The 20,212-nt window shown below is 59.9% G+C and carries 19 protein-coding genes; 9 read left to right on the top strand and 10 right to left on the bottom strand.

Features of this window, described 5'->3' with window-relative positions:
- Positions 1-6: 6 nt before the first annotated feature.
- Positions 7-1,194 (bottom strand): glycine C-acetyltransferase, encoded by a 1,188-nt coding sequence (locus RA26_RS13640; RefSeq protein WP_039184358.1) that lies wholly within the window; start codon positions 1,192-1,194, stop codon positions 7-9.
- A 161-nt stretch (positions 1,195-1,355) separates the two neighbouring features.
- Here RA26_RS13640 and RA26_RS13635 point away from each other — a divergent pair, with 161 nt between their 5' ends.
- On the top strand, positions 1,356-1,757 hold the full coding sequence (locus RA26_RS13635; protein WP_039184357.1) for a VOC family protein: 402 nt from the start codon (positions 1,356-1,358) through the stop codon (positions 1,755-1,757).
- Positions 1,758-1,819: 62 nt separating this feature from the next.
- On the opposite strand, the gene RA26_RS13630 is transcribed toward RA26_RS13635, so the two are convergent.
- On the bottom strand, positions 1,820-2,026 hold the full coding sequence (locus tag RA26_RS13630) for a cold-shock protein (protein WP_039184356.1): 207 nt from the start codon (positions 2,024-2,026) through the stop codon (positions 1,820-1,822).
- A 528-nt stretch (positions 2,027-2,554) separates the two neighbouring features.
- Entirely contained in the window at positions 2,555-3,121 is a 567-nt protein-coding gene (locus tag RA26_RS13620; protein WP_039184354.1) for a helix-turn-helix domain-containing protein, read from the bottom strand.
- A 198-nt stretch (positions 3,122-3,319) separates the two neighbouring features.
- On the opposite strand from RA26_RS13620, the gene RA26_RS13615 reads away from it, so the two are divergent.
- Together RA26_RS13615 and RA26_RS13610 are read left to right on the top strand one after the other, a co-directional pair.
- Positions 3,320-4,495 carry an acetyl-CoA C-acyltransferase family protein gene (locus RA26_RS13615; protein ID WP_039184352.1) on the top strand — a complete coding sequence of 392 codons (1,176 nt, stop codon included), beginning with the start codon at positions 3,320-3,322 and terminating at the stop codon, positions 4,493-4,495.
- A 263-nt stretch (positions 4,496-4,758) separates the two neighbouring features.
- Positions 4,759-5,145 carry a response regulator gene (locus RA26_RS13610; protein WP_039184350.1) on the top strand — a complete coding sequence of 129 codons (387 nt, stop codon included), beginning with the start codon at positions 4,759-4,761 and terminating at the stop codon, positions 5,143-5,145.
- Between the two features lie 12 nt (positions 5,146-5,157).
- Here RA26_RS13610 and RA26_RS13605 read toward each other — a convergent pair whose 3' ends face one another.
- The 5 genes from RA26_RS13605 to ubiE form a co-directional block, all read right to left on the bottom strand.
- Positions 5,158-6,321, bottom strand: a complete 1,164-nt coding sequence (locus RA26_RS13605) for a sensor histidine kinase (protein ID WP_241482649.1) — start codon at positions 6,319-6,321, stop codon at positions 5,158-5,160.
- A 91-nt stretch (positions 6,322-6,412) separates the two neighbouring features.
- Complete coding sequence (locus RA26_RS13600) at positions 6,413-9,691, bottom strand: chemotaxis protein CheB (protein ID WP_039184347.1); 3,279 nt, start codon at positions 9,689-9,691, stop codon at positions 6,413-6,415.
- A gap of 78 nt (positions 9,692-9,769) precedes the next feature.
- A complete protein-coding gene (locus RA26_RS13595) occupies positions 9,770-10,210 on the bottom strand; it encodes a response regulator (RefSeq protein ID WP_241482648.1) in 441 nt (146 codons plus the stop codon).
- A gap of 270 nt (positions 10,211-10,480) precedes the next feature.
- On the bottom strand, positions 10,481-12,010 hold the full coding sequence (gene ubiB, locus RA26_RS13590) for a 2-polyprenylphenol 6-hydroxylase (RefSeq protein WP_039184345.1): 1,530 nt from the start codon (positions 12,008-12,010) through the stop codon (positions 10,481-10,483).
- 3 nt (positions 12,011-12,013) lie between these two features.
- Positions 12,014-12,766: a bifunctional demethylmenaquinone methyltransferase/2-methoxy-6-polyprenyl-1,4-benzoquinol methylase UbiE gene (ubiE, locus tag RA26_RS13585; protein WP_039184344.1), complete on the bottom strand. Its 753-nt coding sequence runs from the start codon at positions 12,764-12,766 to the stop codon at positions 12,014-12,016.
- 86 nt (positions 12,767-12,852) lie between these two features.
- Between ubiE and mutM the strand changes: the two genes are divergently transcribed.
- The 5 genes from mutM to rarD all read left to right on the top strand — a co-directional run bounded on the left by mutM (position 12,853) and on the right by rarD (position 18,056).
- Positions 12,853-13,704: a bifunctional DNA-formamidopyrimidine glycosylase/DNA-(apurinic or apyrimidinic site) lyase gene (mutM, locus tag RA26_RS13580; protein WP_039184343.1), complete on the top strand. Its 852-nt coding sequence runs from the start codon at positions 12,853-12,855 to the stop codon at positions 13,702-13,704.
- Positions 13,705-13,767: 63 nt separating this feature from the next.
- Entirely contained in the window at positions 13,768-14,544 is a 777-nt protein-coding gene (locus RA26_RS13575; RefSeq protein WP_039184342.1) for an enoyl-CoA hydratase, read from the top strand.
- 211 nt (positions 14,545-14,755) lie between these two features.
- Entirely contained in the window at positions 14,756-15,019 is a 264-nt protein-coding gene (gene rpsT, locus RA26_RS13570; protein ID WP_019295144.1) for a 30S ribosomal protein S20, read from the top strand.
- 546 nt (positions 15,020-15,565) lie between these two features.
- Positions 15,566-16,969 carry a chromosomal replication initiator protein DnaA gene (gene dnaA / locus RA26_RS13560; protein WP_039184340.1) on the top strand — a complete coding sequence of 468 codons (1,404 nt, stop codon included), beginning with the start codon at positions 15,566-15,568 and terminating at the stop codon, positions 16,967-16,969.
- 184 nt (positions 16,970-17,153) lie between these two features.
- Positions 17,154-18,056, top strand: coding sequence for an EamA family transporter RarD (gene rarD / locus RA26_RS13555; RefSeq protein ID WP_039184338.1), 903 nt, complete (start codon positions 17,154-17,156; stop codon positions 18,054-18,056).
- 7 nt (positions 18,057-18,063) lie between these two features.
- Here rarD and RA26_RS13550 read toward each other — a convergent pair whose 3' ends face one another.
- Entirely contained in the window at positions 18,064-18,813 is a 750-nt protein-coding gene (locus RA26_RS13550) for a phosphodiester glycosidase family protein (RefSeq protein ID WP_039184337.1), read from the bottom strand.
- Positions 18,810-19,205, bottom strand: a complete 396-nt coding sequence (gene rbfA / locus RA26_RS13545) for a 30S ribosome-binding factor RbfA (RefSeq protein ID WP_019295139.1) — start codon at positions 19,203-19,205, stop codon at positions 18,810-18,812. The genes RA26_RS13550 and rbfA overlap by 4 nt, the downstream gene beginning before the upstream one ends.
- 86 nt (positions 19,206-19,291) lie before the next feature.
- On the opposite strand from rbfA, the gene dapB reads away from it, so the two are divergent.
- A complete protein-coding gene (gene dapB, locus RA26_RS13540) occupies positions 19,292-20,101 on the top strand; it encodes a 4-hydroxy-tetrahydrodipicolinate reductase (RefSeq protein WP_039184336.1) in 810 nt (269 codons plus the stop codon).
- The last annotated feature ends 111 nt before the right edge of the window (positions 20,102-20,212 follow it).

Raw genomic sequence — 20,212 nt, 5'->3', positions numbered from 1 at the left:
GTCGGCTCATGACACAATCCCCAGTTCCTTGCCCACCTTGCCAAAGGCGGCCAATGCCCGGTCCAGTTCCTCCCGCGTCAGTGCGGCATTCATCTGCGTCCGGATCCGCGCCTGGCCGCGCGGCACCACCGGGAAGAAGAAGCCGGAGACATAGACGCCCTCGTCGAACAGCCTTGCCGCCATGTCCTGCGCCAGCTGCGCCTCGCCCAGCATCACCGGAATGATCGGATGCTCACCCGGCAAGAGGTCAAAGCCAAGTTTTTCCAGCCCCGCCCGCCAGTATTTCGCATTCTCGAACAGCTGCGCCCGCAGGCCGTCGCCTTCCTCCACCAGCCGGATGGCTTCCAGCCCGGCAGCAACAATTGATGGCGGCAGCGAATTGGAGAACAGATAGGGCCGCGCCCGCTGCCGCAGCAGGTCGATCACTGGCTGCGGCCCGGCGATGTAACCGCCGATGGCCCCCCCAAGTGCTTTGCCCAATGTTCCGGTGACGATATCCACGTCCACCCCGAAATGCTCCGGCGTGCCGGCCCCCGTCGTCCCCATAAATCCGGTGGCGTGGCAGTCATCCACCATCACTACCGCATCGTATTTGTCCGCCAGCGCCCGGATCTCCGGCAGCTTCGCCAGATATCCGTCCATCGAGAACACGCCGTCGGTGGCGATCATGATATGCCGCGCCCCGTCCTCCCGGGCCTGCTTCAGCCAGGCCTCCAGATCGTTCATGTCGCTGTTCAGGTAGCGGTAGCGCTTGGCCTTGCACAGCCGGATGCCATCGATGATCGACGCATGGTTCAAGCTGTCGGAGATGATCGCATCCTCCGGCCCCAACAGCGGCTCGAACAAACCGCCATTGGCGTCGAAACAGGCCGCAAACAGGATCGCGTCATCCTTGCCGAGGAACTTTGCCAGCCTTTGCTCCAGTTCCCGGTGAATGTCCTGGGTGCCGCAGATGAACCGCACCGACGCCATGCCGAACCCTTTCGGCTCCATCGCGTCCTTGGCAGCTTTGATCAGGGCGGGGTGGTCGGCCAGACCCAGATAGTTGTTGGCGCACAGGTTGATCACTTCGCGCCCGCCAACCGTGATCTCGCCCCCCTGCGGGGAGGTGATCATTCGCTCGCGCTTGTACAGACCCTCAGCCTCGATCTGGGCCAGCGTGTTGGAGATGTCGGTCAGAAAAGCAGTGGACATGCGCAAACTCCCTTGGTGTCTCGAGTCGCGTGTCTATCATAGCGGATGCGTTTCCGGAATACAGGATTTCACCATTGCGGAAAAAAATCCGTGAAACTGGAATGCGTGGGTGAAAATCCGTCGAACCGGACTATTTGCCCCGGCAACAAGGAGGGCACGGCATGGCCAGAGTCACGGGAATAGGCGGGGTTTTCATCAAGGCGCGCGGCGACGCCAAGGCGCTGGCAGCGTGGTACCGCGATCATCTGGGACTGGACCTGCAGGACTTCGGCGGTGCGGTTCTGAACTGGCAGGACGACACGGCAGAGGACGGCGGCCTGACCGTCTGGGCCACTGCCGAAGCGGAGGGCACCTGGTTTGATCCCAGCACCGCGGGTTTCATGATCAACTACCGGATCGACGATATGGATGGGATGATTGCGCAGCTCATGGCCGCAGGTATTCCGATCCTCAAGGGGCCAGACACCCACGAGAACGGCCGCTTCGCCTGGATCATGGACCCGGAAGGCAACAAGGTGGAGCTGTGGGAGCCGAAGCTCTGGGATGAGACGGACAAGGGCTGACGGCCCAAAAGAAAACGCGGCCCCCAAGGGAGCCGCGCTTCCAATCAGCAAAGCTGTTTGGCTTATGCCAGTTCCAGGTTCACCGCCGACTCGCGGCCGTCACGGCCGGGCTCGATGTCGAAGGTGACTTTCTGGTTGTCGGCGAGGCCGGTCAGGCCGGAACGCTCAACAGCGGAAATGTGCACGAACACATCTTTGCTGCCGCCCTCGGGCGCGATGAAGCCGTAGCCTTTGGTGGTGTTGAACCATTTTACGGTGCCGGTGGCCATATCCGTAGTCTCCTGTTTGATGCTGCCCGCGGAACTGCGGCAGCCTGGCGTAGTCGGTCTGGATCGAGAGACTGATAACGCCGCGAAAACGGGAGACAGTGGATCGACAAGAATAACGTTAGCGGACCACATATGGGCCGGACCCCCGAGTCGTTCAAGGGGAATGTGCATAAAAGGCACAAGGTGGGGATTTTAAGCCGATGGATGCCGTTTCCGAATTTCGTGAAAGGGCCTGGCCCTCCAAGCATGGGGTGCGGCCCCAAAAGCAGGGGATGAAACCGGCTGTTATCGTTGGGAAATTCTCGGCCTTCGAAGCGCCGCTCCTGCAATGGCTGGCAGGAACGTAATTACCGCAAATATGCTGCTGCAACGAAGATCAGAACAGCAGTGGATGAGAAGCCGAGATGAAAGAGAGGCTCACTAAGGCAAATGGGCGAGAAGATTCCGAGCAAGTCTATGACCACAAGCGGCAGAAAAGCCGTCGTGCCAAGCACCACATACAGTATGCCTATTGTGCCAAATTTCTTGCTACGCATTCTTTACAATCAGAAACACCCGCGCCGCTCCCCCGGGCGCAGTGATCGAATGCGCGACATCAGCCGCATAGCGCGCGGTGTCGCCGGCCTGAAGCTGGTCCCTGGCATTGCCGGAACTGACCGCGATTTCCCCCTCCAGCACCGTCAGCTGTTCCACTGCGCCGCGGGTGTGGGGCTGGCTGATCAGCGCGCCGCCCTGGTCGAAGCGGATGTCATAGACCTCATGTCCCCCGGCCTCTTCCGGCGGCGACAGGATTCGGATGCGGCAGCCCTGGCCCATGTTCTCGATTTTGGGCACGTCCGCCGCACGCAGCACCTCGATCCGGTCCTGCATGTCGCCCGCTTCCAGCAGCCCTGCAAAATCCACCTGCAAGGCACGCGTGAGGTTCCACAGCGTCGCAATGGTGGGGGAGCTTTCGCCGCGCTCGATCTGGCTCACCATCGAGCGGCTGACGCCCGACAGGTTCGCCACCGCTTCCAGGCTCAGGCCTTGGGCACGGCGCGCCTCTTTCAGTCGGGCGGGCAGCAGGGTCAGGATATCGTCTGTGTTTTCCGTCATGACGGATTCTCTGCGCCGATGGGCGGCATTTGTCAATTGATCCGGCAAACTGCAGATGCAGCGCCGCGGCGGTGCACAGGGGGTGTACAAGGGGTGCACTGGGGGTGACGCGGCGTTTCGATGACGGCACGTCCCGGCAGACAGGCCCATGCTGCAGGCGCATACTAACGCCAACGCAGGAGTTGAGGAGAAAGACCAATGACAGACATCGTGATCCTGGACGGCGCCCGTACCGCCATCGGCACCTTCGGCGGCGCGCTGGCAAACACCGCGCCAATCGACCTGGCCGCCACCGTGTCCAAGGCGGCGCTGGAGCGTTCCGGAGTGGAGGGCGGCCAGATCGGCCATGTGGTGTTCGGCCACATTATCAACACTGAGCCCCGCGACATGTACCTGAGCCGTGTCGCAGCCATGCAGGCAGGCGTCCCGGACGTGGTGCCGGCAATGAATGTGAACCGCCTCTGCGGCTCTGGCGTGCAGGCAATTGTGTCTGCTTATCAATCGCTTGCCTTGGGGGATGCGGAGTTCGCCCTGGCTGGCGGCGCTGAGAATATGTCGCGCAGCCCCTACATCATCCAGCAAAGCCGTTGGGGCGCCAAGATGGGCGATGTAAAATCGCTCGACATGATGCTGGGCGCGCTCAACTGCCCCTTCGGCACCGGCCATATGGGCGTGACGGCAGAGAATGTCGCAGATGAGCACGGCGTTACCCGCGAACAGATGGACGCATTTGCCCTCACCAGCCAGACCCGCGCCGCCGCGGCGATTGAGGCCGGGTACTTCGGGTCCCAGATCACGCCCGTGGAGGTCAAGGTGAAGCGCGACATGGTGCCGTTCGAAGTGGACGAGCACCCCAAGCCCACCACACCTGAAGCACTCGCGGGCCTGCGGGCGGTATTTCAGAAGGACGGCCGGGTAACTGCCGGAAATGCCAGCGGAATCAACGATGGCGCCGCGGCCATGGTGCTGGCCACTGCGGCGGCGGCTGAGCGGGCCGGGCTGAAACCGAAGGCTCGGATTCTGGGCTATGCCCATGCCGGGGTGCGGCCCGAGGTGATGGGTATCGGACCGGTTCCCGCGGTGCGCAACCTGCTGACTAAAACCGGTCTGTCTGCCGGCGATTTCGACGTCATTGAATCAAATGAAGCCTTTGCTTCGCAGGCGCTGGCGGTGAACAAGGAACTGGGGCTGAATCCGGCCAAGGTGAACCCAAACGGCGGCGCCATCGCGCTGGGCCACCCGGTGGGCGCAACTGGTGCTATTATCACCTTGAAAACGCTGTATGAATTGGAGCGCACCGGAGGGTCCAAGGGGCTGATCACCATGTGCATTGGCGGTGGTCAGGGAATTGCCCTTGCAATTGAGCGTCTTTGAAAAAGGAAGGGCATGGGAGCCGGCAGGCGGACCCCATGCCCGCCCTGACCAGCCAGTTGTCTCGGGTTTTGCGGACAGGTTACGGTTTTCTCGTATACAGCGAGTGCAATCCAAAGTAGTATTTTAATTATGATAAGAATCGCAATAAGTTACTCGTTTCATGTCATGTGTGCGCTGGACTGGCCTCCGTAGGGGGTGAAATGCCAGCTAAAGGCGAAGCAAGAGCGCAGTTCGCGCAGCGAGCCGGTCGGTAAGGGGATGTAATGACAACTAAGGTGCTGCTTCTGGAAGATGACCAAGGTGTCCGTTTCACCTTCACAATGGCACTGCAAGACGCGGGATATGATGTAAAACCTGTTGCCAGTTGTGCCGAAGCAATTGCGGCCCTTTCCGACATCGAAACAGGTATACTGATCCTGGACTTGAAGATCGGAGAAGAAATGTCGCTGCATGTGGCTGACTATGCTGCTCTGATGCGCCCGGATATGCCGGTTGTCTACATAACCGGCAGCCGCCTGTTCACCGGCGGCGAACTGTTTGGACTGAGCCGCAATATCCGGTGGGTGCTGCACAAGCCGGTCAACCTGTCTGATCTTGTCAGCATGATCGACTATGTCGCCGGTCAGATGGTCACCGCTGAGGCCTGCTGAACCGGGCTTTTCCTAACCGAAAGAAATGGTGAAGACTGCGCCCTTGCCGGGTTCTGCATCCGCAGTGAGCAGCCAGTTGTGGCGGCGGCAGATCTCAGCGCAAGTCGACAGCCCGATGCCGCTGCCTTCTATCTCGCGGTGCGCCCGGTGGAAGGGCTGAAGGATCATGTGCCGGTCTTGCGGATCAAAGCCGGTTCCGTTGTCGGCAACCGATATTTTCCACTGATCCTGCCTGGCGCCGCTGAGATCAATTGTAATTTGCAAAGGCCGGTCAGGATGCCGGTATTTGATCGCATTCGACAATAGATTTATGAGCACCAGATGCAGCAGCGTCGGATCTGCATGCAGCCGGAAGCCGTCACCGTTGACGCGGATATTCCCGCTGCAGGCTTGCAGTTCCTGCGTCAGGCTTGTGCATGCCTCAGACACCGCGTCCCGTGCGGCGATTTCCTGAACGTTTATTCTGGCTGACGTCGACACGGAATGGTCCAGCAATTCGGTTGTCAGCCGATCCATCTGCCTGGTGGCTCGGGTCATGTGCTGCAGGAATTCCCGCGCTGTTTCGGGCAGGTCGTCGGCGTAATGCTCCCAGAAATAATGCAAAGAACCGGCGAGAGTGCTGATGGGTGTGCGAAGGTCATGGGATGCCGCGTGGGCGAAGGCCTCCATCGACAGCAGAGTTTCCTGCAGCTTCAGGTTGGCGTGTTTAACACCGTGCAGTTCACTGTTCAGTTTGCCGCGAAACTCGTTCATCTGCCGGAGGGAGTCCGCGGTCACCCTGAGCTGGTCGTGGGTCAGCAGGATCAGCCGCTCGCCCTGTGCATCGGAACGCAGCAAAGAAACGCGGAATTCCGTTTCCGGAGATGCCGCCGTGCGGATGCCAGCGGTCATGGGCAGGGTCATGGCACCCTTGGCCGTACCATCCCGGAGCCGCTCGACGACGCGCTTGGTTTCCAGCGTCGTCAGCTTGCTGATACAGGTTCCATTCAGCGCACCGCAGCCAGGCTGGGAGCCTGGGGCAAAGCTGCGCTCTGCCCGCCTGTTGCAGACAAGAATACGGCCGTTCCAGTCGAGAATGAGTGATGCGTAAGGGGAGGCCAAATAGGCTCTCCCCAATAGTTCAGCCTCCAGGGCGTCATTTCCCGCCGGTAACTGCATCAATGCCGGTCGTCGCAAGTTTCGCGACGTTCTGCGTGAAGGCACGGCTGCCGAAGCCAAAACCGGTCGCAAGTGCATTCCGGGCAAATATTTTTTAAGCGGGCCTGGTTCACTCTGGTCCGCTCCGGTAAAGCTTCATGCCGCCAAAGACATGGGTCGTGCGGCCCGCCCCGTCCTGACGGGCTTGAGCAAACAGCTCGCCTCTTTGGTAGCTGCCATCCGAAGACATTAGCCTGATCGGATAGAGGAAGGGCTGTCCTGCAGTCAGCGCGTCCTGCAGCCCGTCGTTCACATAGTCCCGATCCTCCGGGTGGAGGCGCTCCAGCAGCGTTTCCACGGATGGCACGTCCTTGCCTTGAACACATCCCAGCAGGTTATACATCGGCGCATTCCAGAGCGGCACATTGTTCCTTACGTCAAATGAAAAGGTGCCTACTGAGAAGTGGTTCAGCACCGCTGCGCTGGATCCCAGCATCAGGTTGCGTTCTTCGAATTTCGCTTTGTCCCAGCACACGCCAATCAGTTGGACTTTCTCGCCGTGGGAGTCCTGAAAGACCATCAGGCTCCCTGCTATGCCAAGCGTGTTACCCGCATCATCGAAGAAACGGGCTTCATACTCAAATGACCCTCCCTCTTCCATCAGCTTGTCCAGCCGCGCTTGCAGGCGGGGCTGGTCTTCCGGATGGGCCCGGGTCAGCAATTCATCGAGGTCAAGGCCAGCCTCGCAGTCTTCGATTCCCAAAATGGAGTGTGTTTCCGGGGAGAGATAAGTCTCCTTCGTTTGCAGGTTCTGAGTCCAGAAACCAACATTTGTCACCTTGCTTACCAGCTTCAGAACATCGTTAAAGCGCTCGTTGTCGAAACGGGAAACGGTGATCGAGATGCCGATCAGCTTTTGATGAAGATCCAGCACCGGAGACAGGATCAGTGTGTAGTACTCGTTGCCTGAAAGTACTGGAATGCGCCGGGTTTCCTGCAGCCGCAGCACAGTGTTTGCAATCGGCGCCAGTGCTGGGAAGCCGCTGGGCAGGTTGCAATGGCTCAAGTGCAACCCGGTTGGTGGAAGCTCGCGAATGCCAAACACATCCTGCGCTACGCGAGACAGCCGCCGGATAATCAGTGCTTGATCAGCAAGCGCAACTGCGTAAGGCGAAGATGCCAGCATCGCTTCCAGCTCTGAGGCCAGCGCCTGGCGTTCCGCAGAGCTGATCTGTAACTCTTCGTTAACGGTCAGCAGTTCTTCGTTTGTAGATTGCAATTCCTCGTTGGAGGTTTCCAATTCCTCGTTTGTGGCCTGGAATTCCTCATTGGTGGATTGCAATTCCTCGTTGGAGGACTGCAGCTCTTCATTGGCGGTTTGAAGTTCCTCGATTGTCTGCTGAAGCGCTTCCTGGGTGGACCGGATCTCAAGTTCCATGCGCTCGACATAGTCGCGCTGTTCGCGGTCGGAAATATCTTCGAAATTGATTTCCTTCTGCTCTTCGAACTTGGAATTGATTGCCAGCAGGCAGTGTACTTCACCGCCCTTTCGGCTGAAGAAAGGGAAGGCCTGCAATTGAACGCGGTTGCCGTTTGGCAAGGATACGCTGTGCCAGCGCCCGTCGCGGCGCTCCTCGTTGCGGATGGAAACCGCGATCAGGCTTGCAGCCTCGCTGCGCAATGGCTCAATCAGCATTTTCACGTTCAGCGATGTCGACATTCCAGCCCGGATCTCGCTGTAGATGCTGATATCGCCCAGGACCTCGATGATGTCTCCGTTACGGGTGCAAATCATACCATTGGGCGCAACGGCGCGCGCCAAGGAAAGGTCGGCTTGGTCCGCCTGTTCCGCTGCCGCCTGCGCCGCCGAGCGCCGCATGCTTTGGGATCGCAGATAGGCGCTGCCTGGCGTGCTGGGGGAAACTGTCAGCTCCCGTGAAATGCCGCGGCGTTTTCCGAAAATCTTATCGGCACCTTGCCTGGCTTCGAAATAGATGCCCATTTCACCAACGGTTTCAGACGTGCCCAGGAACAGAAGCCCGCCTGAAGCGAGGGAATAGTGCAGCCGGGTCAGCACACGTTCCTGAAGCGCCAGATTGAAGTAGATCAGAACGTTCCGGATGGTGACCAGATCCAGATTTATGAAGGGCGGATCCTGGAACACATTGTGCTGTGAGAACAGGGTGACATTGCGCAGTTCCTGGCGGACAGCGATGTCGCTTTCGCCGAGGTTAAAATACTCCTTCAGATAGGACGCTGGAATATCCTGGGCCGCTGAAGCCGGGTAAATGCCCCTGCGCGCGATCTCGATGGCATTCTGATCGATATCGGTGGCAAATATCTGCACGTTGCTCTTGGTCAGCGCGTGGAGGCCGCCAAGAAGCTCCGCGATCAGAATGGCAATGGAGTAGGCTTCCTCTCCAGTGGCGCAGCCTGCGACCCAAACCCGGATCGGGCCGGGACCGCGGCTTGCCAGCTGCTTTTCCAGCTGGTCGTTCAGTTTGCGGAACTGTTCCGGGTCGCGGAAGAAACGGGTAACTGAAATCAGCAGATCCCGGTGCAGAGCGTCGACTTCCTCGAAGTTTGATCTGCAATAGTCGACATAGCTCTCGTAGTCTTCGATGCCGAGCGCGGTCATCCGGCGGGCTACCCGCCGGTTTATGGTGTTTTCCTTATAGTTGGCAAAATCCACCTGGGTCCGCGCCATCAGGATGGCAAACAGATCGCTCAGCTTGCTGGGTTCACCTGCGCTGGGCTGCAACATCGACAGATTGCGCGGCCTAGTCAGGATCTTTTCAAAATGCTGGCCGATCTGTTCCGGCGTCAGCGTCAGGTCGATGCAGCCGCTTTCAATGGCGGAAGAAGGCATCCCGTCGTATTTTGCAGAACTGGGGTCCTGGGCAATGGTGATGCCGCCGCTTTCACGGATGGCCTGCACACCATAGCTGCCATCGCTGCCCGTCCCGGACAGCACAATGCCAACACAGCGCTCCGCGCATTCTTCGGCAATGCTCTTGAACAGGCGGTCAGCTGAGGGTTTGGGGGAAGCTGGGTGGCCAGCAGGATTGCGCAGCCGCAGCACGCCATGTTCCAGTACCACGTCGGTGTCCGGCGGTGTAATGTAAATTGTGCCGGCTTCCGGCTGTGTCTCGCGCCCCAGTTCCATGACCGGCAGTTTCGTTTCGCGTGCAATCAGAGAGGACAGCACGCTTTTGTGAGTGGGCGACATGTGCTGCGCAATAACATAGATGGCGTTGGCCGCCGGAGGAAGGTTCTGCACCAGCGAAGACAGCGCCTCCAGCCCGCCGGCAGAAGCGGCGATGCCGACCACATGGAGGCCATTCTCCTCTTCTCCCTCCGGTGAAGCAGAGGTGGTACCAGCACTCATCTTCTGATCCATATCTTCCATTTGTCGATGGCCGTTTCAAATAAATGTCAAAAGGAATGTATCCATTCCCGAAGCTGTCCGGGATGTGAAGCGCGGGATCTATGCCGCTGCGCAGAATGTGTCGATGATTTTGAGAATCCGGCCCGGAGAAACTGGTTTAGGTGTAAAACCGTCCATGCCCAGCTTCTTGATAATCGCCTCGTCGTGATAGGCGGCATCTGCGGTCACCGCGATGATCGGTACATTGTTGGGGGGATTCATCGGGGCTTCCCGAATCTTCTTGGTCGCGTCGATCCCCGAAAGCAACGGCATGTGAAGATCCATCAGGATCAGGCCGTATTCGCTTGGGGAGCTGCTGACCATGTCGATGCAGGTCTGACCATTCTCCGCGATACCGACTTCGACCCCAAGGGCAGTGATGATCTCGCGCATCATGTATCGTGTAAATTCGTCATTTTCGACGAGCAGAACTTTACGCGGGTTGTTCATCAATTGGTTCCGTTGTTGCTGCAGCTTGAAGTCAGGAACAATGCATTCCATCACGGCCTTACTGCAAGAATGAATTGGCAGGCTAAATAGTGCTCCTGCTGCATCAAGTACTTATGCGGGAAACCCGGTCACGGCTCCTGCTGTTATAATGGTGATGTTTAACCTGCGGGTCAACGTGTCTGGAGCGCTTGAATTTCGTCCAATAGGCGAGTACCCAGTGGGCATTAGCTGATCGGACTGGTGCAGCATCCGTTAGGCCGCCCGCTGGATTTCCGGACCGGCTTGGGATGCTGCAAGTGATGATGGTTAGACTTCTCTTGTTCAGACCAGCAAGGCAATCACGGCGCAGACGCCGGTGGCGCCGGCTGCACCCAGCACCGCTGGTGCGACCCAGCTTCGCGGGCTGCGTGGCCGTGCGCCATTCTGCGCGGCTTGTGCGATCAGCGCCTGTTCCACCAGCGCAGGCAGGCGGGGGCCAAAGCGGGCCATCACCTTGGCGGTGTCCAGCAGGTCGGTGACAACAGCGCGGGGGCCGATGGATTTCTTGATGTAATCCTCAACCACCGGCCGGGCAGCTTCCCAGATGTTGATATGCGGATCCAGCGACCGTGCGACGCCCTCGACCACCACCATGGTGCGCTGCAGCAAGATCAGCTCGGTGCGGGTTTCCATGCCAAAGCGTTCGGTGACTTCAAACAGGTAGTTCAGAAGGCGGCCCATCGAGATCTGTGAGGCGTCCATGCCGAAGATCGGCTCGCCCACGGCGCGCAGGGCACGGGCGAATTCATCGACATCGCGGTTGGCGGGCACATAGCCGGCTTCGAAATGAACCTCGGCCACGCGTTTGTAGTCGCGCTTGATAAAGCCATAGAGAATCTCGGCATAAACCCGGCGGGTGTATTCGTCGATGTGGCCCATGATGCCGAAGTCATAGGCGATGATATCGCCATTGGCCGCGACCTTAAGGTTTCCCTGGTGCATGTCGGCATGGAAGAAACCATCGCGCAGCGCATGGCGCAGGAACAGCGACAGCACCCGGTCAGCTAGGATCTTGCGGTCGTGGCCGGCCGCATCCAGGGCGTCATTGTCGCCGAGCGCAATACCATCGGCCCAACCCATGGTCATCACCCGGCGGGCGGAATAGGCCCAGCGGATTTCCGGCAGCTGGAAGCCTTCGTCCTTTGCCGTATTGGCCGCAAATTCCGAGGCGGCTGCGCTTTCAAGACGCAGGTCCAGTTCACCCTGCACCACACCGTCGAAATGCTCAATCACATCCATTGGCTTCAGGCGCCGGGCGCCGGGCGCAAACAGGTCGACGATGCGGGCCGCGAAATAGAAGGCGTCCACGTCCTTATTGAACGCGCGTTCAATGCCGGGGCGCAGCACCTTGACAGCGACTTCCTCGCCGGTCTCGGCCAAGGTTGCGCGGTGCACCTGGGCGATGGAGGCAGCGGCGATCGGGTCGCTGAAGTCTGAGAAAATCTCGGAGACCGGGCGGCCCAGTTCCCGTTCCACTTCGGCCAGTGCCTCGGCGCGGGAGAATGGGGGCAGCTTGTCCTGCAGCACGCGCAACTGGTTGGCCAGATCCTTGCCCACCACATCCGGTCGGGTCGAGAGCACTTGGCCGAACTTGATGTAAGCAGGCCCCAACGCGTTCAGCGCGCGGGTTTCGGGCGGCATCGCGGGGTCACCCTTGTAGCCCAGCCATTTGAACGGCCAGCCCAGGGTGCGGGCCAGAATGCGCAGGGGTTTCGGCGCTTCAAACGCCTCCAGCACCGAATGCATGGCGCCGGTGCGCTCGAAAGTGGCGCCTGTACGGATCAGGCGCAGTATGTTGTGTGGCCCGCGCATGGATCAGATCTTCCAGCCGGAGTGCAGGCAGGCGATGCCCATCGACAGGTTGCGGTACTTCGCGTTTTCAAAGCCCGCCTGTTTCACCATTCCCAGGAAGGTTTCCTGATCCGGGAAGTTGCGGATTGATTCCACCAGATACTGATAACTGTCGTAATCCCCCGCAATCATCTGCCCCATCCGCGGGATCACGTTGAAGGAATAGAGGTCGTACAGCTTCTGCAGCCCGTCATTGGGCAGCTGCGAGAACTCCAGCACCATAAGCCGCCCGCCGGGGCGCAGCACCCGGTAGGCTTCGTTCAGGGCCTCCTGGGGCCGGGTCACGTTCCGAATGCCGAAGGAGATCGTGTAGACGTCGAAGGTGTTGTCCTTAAACGGCAGTTTCATCGCGTCGCCAGTGACCCAGTCGAGGCTGTCTGCCATCTGCTCCGCCTCGGCGCGTTTACGGCCCTCCTCCAGCATGGGGCGGGTGAGGTCGAGCACGGTGGAATGGCCGTGGCCTGCGCGTTTCAGGAAGCGGAAGGAGATGTCGCCGGTACCGCCCGCCACGTCCAAGAGCCGCTGACCGGGCCGTGGCGCCAGCCAGTCCATCATCGCGTCCTTCCAGACCCGGTGGATGCCGACGCTCATCACATCGTTCATGATGTCGTATTTCGAGGCGACCGAGTTGAAGACCCCCTGCACGCGGCCTGCCTTCTCCTCCTCGCGGACGGTTTCGAACCCGAAATGGGTGGTGTTGTCGCTCGTGTTGCTCATCAGGCTTGCCGTTTGCTGAGTTTCGCCCTTGTTATAAGGCGCTGTGGGGCAGGCACAATGCGGCCCGTTGGTTCAGGAGGGGTGTAATGCCAGAATTGCCCGAGGTCGAGACGGTGAAACGCGGTTTGGCGCCTGCGATGGAGGGGGCGGTGATCACAAAGGCAGCTGTGAACCGCCCGGATCTGCGCTGGCCGTTTCCGGAGCGGATGGCAGAGCGGCTGATCGGGGCGCGTGTGAATGGGCTCCGGCGGCGGTCAAAGTATATTCTGGCGGATCTTGATACCAATGAGACATTGCTGATCCATCTCGGCATGTCCGGGCGGATGACGGTGTCGGGCGATCCGCTGGGACAATTCCTGCATGAGCATCCCAAAGCGGAGAAGCATGACCACGTGGTGCTGGACATGGACAATGGCGCCCGTATCACCTTCAACGACCCGCGCCGGTTCGGGGCGATGGATCTGCTGGAGACCGCAACCGCCGAAAGCCACAAGCTGCTGGCAGTTCTGGGGCCGGAGCCGCTGGGCAATGATTTCCACGAGGATCACCTGGTGGCGGCCTTCCAGGGGCGCAACACGCCGGTGAAATCCGCATTACTGGATCAGGGAATCATCGCGGGTCTCGGTAACATTTACGTCTGCGAAGCACTGTTCCGTGCGGGAATTTCGCCACGCCGCAAAGCCGGGCAGATTGCCGCGCATCGGGTGGCGGCGCTGGTGCCGATCATCCGTGATGTGCTGCAGGACGCCATCCGTGCTGGCGGGTCATCGCTCAAGGATTTCAGGCAAGCCTCTGGCGAACTTGGATATTTTCAGCACAGTTTTGATGCCTACGGGCGCGAGGGCAAGGCCTGCCGCCGCGAGGGCTGCGCCGGGTCAATTGCCAGAATCACCCAGTCGGGGCGTTCCACCTTCTACTGTGTAAAGTGCCAAAGATAGCTTGATCAGAGGGACCCTTTTGGTAAGGACTCAGGATTGAACGGAACAACCGAAAGAGAAATCATGGCCTACGAGACGATCACCGTCGATGTGCAGGACCACGTTTGCCTTATCAAGCTGAACCGCCCGGAGGCGATGAACGCTCTCAACAAGGAGCTCATTGGCGAGCTTTGCGATGCTCTGGAAGAGGCTGATGCCAGCGACAAGGTGCGCTGTATCGTGCTGACCGGGTCGGAAAAAGCCTTTGCTGCCGGTGCCGATATCAAGGAGATGTCGGAGCTGAGCTTCACCGAGGTGTTTTCCACCAATCTGTTCGCCGACGCCAATGACCGCATCTCGGCGATCCGCAAGCCGGTTATCGCTGCAGTGGCAGGCTATGCGCTGGGCGGAGGCTGCGAACTGGCGATGCTGTGCGATTTCATAATTGCTGCCGAGACCGCCAAGTTCGGCCAGCCGGAAATCAACCTGGGGGTTGTGGCCGGCATCGGCGGCACCCAGCGCCTGACCCGGTTTGTGGGCAAGTCCAAGTCGATGGACATGAACCTGACCGGCCGCTTCATGAACGCTGAAGAGGCAGAGCGTGCAGGCCTGGTGTCGCGCGTGGTGCCAGCGAAGAAGCTGATCGAGGAAGCCACTGCTGCAGCGCAGAAGATTGCCGAGAAATCGCAGCTGACTGCAATGGCAGTGAAGGAAGCGGTGAACCGCTCCTATGAGCTGCCGCTGAGCGAGGGCATTCTGTTCGAACGCCGTGTGTTCCACTCGATGTTTGCGACCGAAGACCAGAAAGAGGGCATGGCCGCCTTTCTGGAAAAGCGCGAAGCGCAGTTCCGCGACAAGTAAGCGGCACAGCAGCCACTTGAACGGCGGGCCGCACAGCCCGCCGTTTTGCATTCCGGGCCGGTGCACTTGCATTTCCGTGCAGAGTTGGATAAACGCCGCCCTCATACATGCGCGTGCAGCCCGCTCAGGCTAGAATCACACTGGTGACTGATCCGGGGCTGGCTGGCATTGCGTCCGATAGAAACAGAACCCGAAGATAAGGTCAGACACCATGGCAAATTCGCCCCAGGCCAAGAAGCGCGCACGTCAGAACGAAAAGCGCTTTGCCGTCAACAAAGCCCGTCGTTCGCGCATCCGCACCTTCCTGCGTAAAGTTGAAGAAGCAATCGCTTCCGGCGACAAAGAAGCTGCAACCGCAGCTCTGCGCGCGGCTCAGCCCGAGCTGATGCGCGGCGTCACCAAGGGTGTGTATCACAAAAACACCGCTTCCCGGAAAATCTCGCGCCTGTCCGCACGCGTGAAGGCACTGGCCTGAGATTCGCTCCGCTGAGCAGGCTCACGGGCCTTTGAAAAGTTGTCAGGGCGCTGCAGATTGCAGCGCCTTGTTTTTTGGGAAAACCCTTGCCGGGACTCGCTGGGCGCAGGAGATTCTTTGCCGCCAAAGACAGAGTCAACATCATAGTTTCGTTGCCGCTGCCCCCCTCAAATTGCTACCACTGTATCAGCGATTCACTCGCTGGGGGGACAGGCTGCTCGCGGCAATCTTGACGGGCATCAAGATTGCCAGGTTGCTCGGCATGACGCGTACTTGATGCGCTAACATGCCGTGATCCACTGCTGTATCGGTTATGGTCAGCAGCCTTGTCTCAATTGTGTGCGATACTGTTCGTAACGGCGAATCTGCCGCATTTAGCGGTTTGTTTTGCTGTTCCAAGCGAACGTCATGCCTTCGGGTAATGCGGCCACTGCTGGTCCGTACACGGTAACCCTGTGCGTGAATGCCCCCCGGGTGGTTGGGGGTAAGAATAGAATTGGCCCGGCAAAGGGGCCGCTGCTTTTTTGGGGATGCGTGAGGCGCAGCATGACAGAAGAAAAATGGGGACAGCTCAGAAACCGGCTGTTGAAGACGGTCGGCCAAAACAATTTTACGACCTGGATTGAGCCGCTTGAATTTGACGCCGTGGACGGTGGTGTTGCCGTCTTCAAAGTGCCGACCAATTTCATGGGCAACTACGTCAGCCAGAACTTTGCAGATCTGATTCTGCATGAACTGACGATGTCAGGCGAGCAAGTGCAGCGTCTGGCCTTCCGGGTGGCGGCGAACAACCCGGCGCGTCCGGTACAATCCGCCGCTGCAGCTGAGGCATACGGCAGCGCTGACGGTGATGTAGCCGTGATGACTGCGCCCGCGGCTTCTGCCTCGGGCAAGGACACCTTGGAGGCTCTTCAGGCCGCACCGCTCGACCCGCGCTTCACCTTCGACAGCTTTGTTGTCGGCAAGCCGAACGAGCTGGCTCATGCTGCCGCGCGCCGCGTCGGCGAAGGCGGTCCGGTCACCTTCAATCCGCTGGTTCTGTATGGCGGCGTGGGGTTGGGTAAAACCCACCTGATGCATGCCATTGCCTGGGAGCTGAAGGAAAAGAATCCGTCCCTGAACGTTCTGTACCTGTCGGCGGAACAGTTCATGTACCGCTTTGTTCAAGCCCTGCGTGAGCGCAAGATGATGGACTTCAAGCACCTGTTCCGCTCGGTCGACGTGCTGATGGTGGATGACGTTCAGTTCATCGCTGGAAAGGATTCGACCCAGGAAGAGTTCTTCCACACCTTCAACGCGCTGGTGGACCAGAACAAGCAGATCATCATCTCTGCCGACCGCGCGCCAGGCGAGATCAAGGATCTGGAGGAGCGGGTGAAGTCGCGCCTCCAGTGCGGCCTGGTGGTGGATCTTCACCCCACTGACTACGAGCTGCGTCTGGGCATCCTGCAGACCAAGGTGCAGCAGCAGCGCGAGACCTATCCGGATCTTCGCATTGCTGAAGGCGTGCTGGAGTTCCTGGCGCACCGGATCTCAACCAACGTGCGTGTTCTCGAAGGCGCGCTGACCCGGCTGTTCGCCTTTGCCTCGCTGGTTGGCCGCGAGATCGATATGGATCTGACCCAGGACTGCCTGGCGGACGTTCTGCGCGCCTCCGAGCGCAAGATCACTGTCGAGGAAATCCAGCGCAAGGTTTCCGAGTATTACAACATCCGCATGTCCGATATTATCGGCCCCAAGCGCCTGCGCTCCTATGCGCGCCCGCGCCAGGTGGCGATGTATCTGTGCAAGCAGCTGACCAGCCGCTCTCTGCCCGAGATCGGCCGCCGGTTCGGCGGGCGCGACCACACCACCGTGATGCATGGTGTGAAGCGCATTGAGGAGCTGAAGCTGACTGATGGCCAGATCGCCGAGGACGTCGAAATGCTGCGCCGGTCGCTGGAGGCCTGACGCGCTTTAAGCTTAAGCTGCAAACCCCAAATTGCACTGCGGCCCCGGTTTTCGGGGCCGTTTTTTGCTGGCTTCATGGCCGCCGGGATAACCCATAACGGTGGTGAATGCCCGGTATCACAGAAAACGAAGTTTCAAGGCCCGCAAAACCGGTCATAACGGCGCCCTGGACGAGGAGCGCGGCATGACAGATCAGACGTCTAAGAACATGGACACGCCCCGCGGGCTGGCCTTTGCCGTCGCTGCTTATCTCATGTGGGGATTCCTGCCGCTTTATATGAAGGCGCTTTCGCACATTCCTGCGGCTGAGGTTGTTGCGCATAGGGTGATCTGGTCGGTGCCGGTGGCAGGCGCGCTGCTGATCGTGTTGCGCCGTACCAAAGATCTACAGGCGGCACTGAAGAATCCCCGCATGCTCGGCATGGCTTGCATCACCGCGGCGCTGATTTCGGTCAACTGGGGCATCTACGTCTGGTCTATCGCGGCCGGACGGGCGCTGGATGCTGCGCTTGGCTATTACATAAACCCGCTATTCAGCATTGCGCTTGGTGCCATCCTGCTGCGCGAACCGCTGGGAAAGGCGCAGATGGCGGCTGTTGCGCTCGCTGCCGCTGCAGTGCTGGTGCTGACGCTGGAGGCGGGCAGGGTGCCTTGGGTGGCAGTGGGACTTACCTTGTCCTGGGGGTTCTATGCCTTCTTCAAGAAGTCCTTGCCGATCGGACCCAATCAGGGATTTCTGCTCGAAGTGTTGATCCTTCTGGCGCCGGCGCTGGGGTACTTCGCTTATCTGACAGGCACGGGCAGCAGCAGTTTTGGTGTCTCGCTGACGGACACTTGGCTGCTCCTGGGCTGCGGCGTGGTAACTGCGGTGCCGCTGATCGTCTATGCCAACGGCGCCAAACTGGTGCGGCTCTCCACCATGGGGATCCTGCAATACATTGCCCCGACGATGATCATGCTGGCCGCCGTGCTGCTGTTCGGTGAGGAATTCGGCCGCGCCCGGATGATCGCTTTTCCGATGATTTGGGCCGCATTGGTAATTTATTCGGTGCCGATGATCCGGCAGATGCGCAAGCGTCCCGGCTGAAGGAGATTCAGCCGTCTGGCTGGGCGCCTTCAACCACACCTACGATCGGCCCCATCATGAATCCGGCATCGCTGCGGCCCAGCTGCGGCGCGTGCAGCCGCGAGATGTTTCCGTCAAAATACAGTGCGCTGGGCAGGTTCAGGTAATCCCGGAACAGGCTGCCGAACTGATGAAAGGTCACCGCATTGCGCGAGATAGCAAAGACCGCGCGTCTGCCGTCCACCGAGGTGCCAACACCGTTGCGGATGTAATAGCTGTCGGAATCGGCCAGGAACCGCGGATGCAACTCGCCATCGATCACCAGCATTGGCCCGGACTGTGTGGCATAGGTGCAGTCAGGCGCTGTTTGTTCGAAGGCCAAGGTTTCAAAAACATCGGCCCGGCCGTCCCGGATGCACAGCACGCCGTTCGGCAGCAGGCCGAAGTTGCCTGGACCGGCATTGGTCACCAGCCGCATCGCCTCACCGTTTTCATCTACATACAGGCCGACGGGGGAGCGGTCCGTGTGATACATGCCGGCGTTGGTCGCAAAGGCCAGCGTCTTGCCGTCCTTTACTAGCGCATCCTCCAGCGAGGAGAAGTGTCCGTAGACCTGGTTTTCGCCATCCTTCAGGAACAGCTGAAGCTGTTCCTGTGCGGTGTCGACTTCGCAGATTGAGTACCGGTTGCCCTCATAGGCCACATCGCTGCACTCGACGGCGCCGGCCGCGGGTGCGGTCCATAGCGCTGCCAGCAGAAATGCGGCCTTGCGGATCACTCTTCCACGTCGCGGCGCACCGCGTCCTGGCTCAGCATCCGGCGGGTTTCGTCCATCTGGTCGAAGGTCTCATCCAGCCGGAACCGAAGATCCGGGGTGAACTTCAGGCCCAGCTTCTTGCCGACCATCCTGCGCAGCTCACTCTTGTTGCGGGCCAGCAGCTTCAGCACATCCTCTTGCCCCTTGCCGCCCAAGGGCAGCACAAAGGCGGTTGCGATTTTCAGATCGGGGGAGGTGCGCACCTCACCCACGGTGATCGACATGCGGTTCAGGTCCGGGTCATGCACATCGCCGCGCGCCAGCACTTCGGAGAGCGAGCGGCGGATCAGTTCGCCAACGCGAAGCTGGCGCTGGGAGGGGCCGGGGCCATCGTGGAATTTGTTCTTTGCCATAGTTCCGATCTATGCCGGATCGCAGGCTTTGCCAAGCGCTGCCCGGCGATGTAGGACAAAACCAGCTTGAACAAGGAAATGGGCCAATGACTCACAAACCAGGGATCGTGATTACCGGCGCTTCGGGCCGCATGGGGCAGATGCTGATCAAGACGGTGCTGGAAAGCGACAAGGCTACGCTGGCCGGAGCCGTGGAGCGTGAGGGTCACGATTGGGTTGGCCGTGATGTGGGCGAAGCCATGGGCGGGGCGCCGGTTGGCGTCACCGTGACATCTGACGTGCTGGAAGCGTTTTCCAAGGCGCAGGCCGTGATCGACTTCACAGCGCCGGAGGCGACGCTGGCATTTTCTAAGCTCGCGGCGCAGGCCCGCGCGGTGCATGTGATCGGCACCACCGGCATGACCGATGAGCAAATTGCCCAACTGGAACCGGCCTCGCGCCACGCGGTTATTGTGCGTGCAGGTAACATGAGTTTGGGTGTGAACCTGCTGATGCAGCTGACCAAAAAGGTCGCCGCCGTGCTGGATGAGGATTTCGACATTGAGGTGATCGAGGCGCATCACCACCACAAGGTGGATGCGCCGTCGGGCACTGCGCTGATGCTGGGAGAGGCCGCTGCCGAAGGCCGTGGTGTCAAGCTGGCGGATGTGCGTGATTCCGGCCGTGATGGCATCACCGGCGCCCGTAAGCGCGGTGATATCGGCTTCACCGCCATCCGCGGCGGTGACATTGTGGGCGAGCATGACGTTCTGTTTGCTGCAGCAGGCGAGCGCATTGTGCTGCGCCACCTGGCGACAGACCGCGCGATCTTTGCCCGCGGGGCGCTGAAAGCCGCGCTTTGGGGGCAGGACAAAGGCCCGGGCCAGTACGACATGGTGGATGTGCTGGGGCTATGAACCGCAGTTAGCGGTCCCTAGGGGCCGCTGCTTCCGGCGGGAATATTTTGGCAAAGTAGAAGCAGTGGCTCTTCTTCTTTGAGGCAATGCTCCGGGGGTTCGGGGGCTGGC

Origin of the sequence: Leisingera sp. ANG-M7, from assembly GCF_000813965.1 — a bacterium.
Taxonomy (GTDB): Bacteria; Pseudomonadota; Alphaproteobacteria; order Rhodobacterales; family Rhodobacteraceae; genus Leisingera.
This window is presented reverse-complemented; position numbering and strand designations above follow the sequence as displayed.

What these genes read in the sequence shown, in the direction of transcription:
- RA26_RS13640 (WP_039184358.1), bottom strand. Translation starts at nt 1,194, where the DNA reads ATGTCCACTGCTTTTCTGACCGACATCTCCAACACGCTGGCCCAGATC.
- RA26_RS13635 (WP_039184357.1), top strand. Translation starts at nt 1,356, where the DNA reads ATGGCCAGAGTCACGGGAATAGGCGGGGTTTTCATCAAGGCGCGCGGC.
- RA26_RS13630 (WP_039184356.1), bottom strand. Translation starts at nt 2,026, where the DNA reads ATGGCCACCGGCACCGTAAAATGGTTCAACACCACCAAAGGCTACGGC.
- RA26_RS13620 (WP_039184354.1), bottom strand. Translation starts at nt 3,121, where the DNA reads ATGACGGAAAACACAGACGATATCCTGACCCTGCTGCCCGCCCGACTG.
- RA26_RS13615 (WP_039184352.1), top strand. Translation starts at nt 3,320, where the DNA reads ATGACAGACATCGTGATCCTGGACGGCGCCCGTACCGCCATCGGCACC.
- RA26_RS13610 (WP_039184350.1), top strand. Translation starts at nt 4,759, where the DNA reads ATGACAACTAAGGTGCTGCTTCTGGAAGATGACCAAGGTGTCCGTTTC.
- RA26_RS13600 (WP_039184347.1), bottom strand. Translation starts at nt 9,691, where the DNA reads ATGGAAGATATGGATCAGAAGATGAGTGCTGGTACCACCTCTGCTTCA.
- RA26_RS13595 (WP_241482648.1), bottom strand. Translation starts at nt 10,210, where the DNA reads ATGGAATGCATTGTTCCTGACTTCAAGCTGCAGCAACAACGGAACCAA.
- ubiB (WP_039184345.1), bottom strand. Translation starts at nt 12,010, where the DNA reads ATGCGCGGGCCACACAACATACTGCGCCTGATCCGTACAGGCGCCACT.
- ubiE (WP_039184344.1), bottom strand. Translation starts at nt 12,766, where the DNA reads ATGAGCAACACGAGCGACAACACCACCCATTTCGGGTTCGAAACCGTC.
- mutM (WP_039184343.1), top strand. Translation starts at nt 12,853, where the DNA reads ATGCCAGAATTGCCCGAGGTCGAGACGGTGAAACGCGGTTTGGCGCCT.
- RA26_RS13575 (WP_039184342.1), top strand. Translation starts at nt 13,768, where the DNA reads ATGGCCTACGAGACGATCACCGTCGATGTGCAGGACCACGTTTGCCTT.
- rpsT (WP_019295144.1), top strand. Translation starts at nt 14,756, where the DNA reads ATGGCAAATTCGCCCCAGGCCAAGAAGCGCGCACGTCAGAACGAAAAG.
- dnaA (WP_039184340.1), top strand. Translation starts at nt 15,566, where the DNA reads ATGACAGAAGAAAAATGGGGACAGCTCAGAAACCGGCTGTTGAAGACG.
- rarD (WP_039184338.1), top strand. Translation starts at nt 17,154, where the DNA reads ATGACAGATCAGACGTCTAAGAACATGGACACGCCCCGCGGGCTGGCC.
- rbfA (WP_019295139.1), bottom strand. Translation starts at nt 19,205, where the DNA reads ATGGCAAAGAACAAATTCCACGATGGCCCCGGCCCCTCCCAGCGCCAG.
- dapB (WP_039184336.1), top strand. Translation starts at nt 19,292, where the DNA reads ATGACTCACAAACCAGGGATCGTGATTACCGGCGCTTCGGGCCGCATG.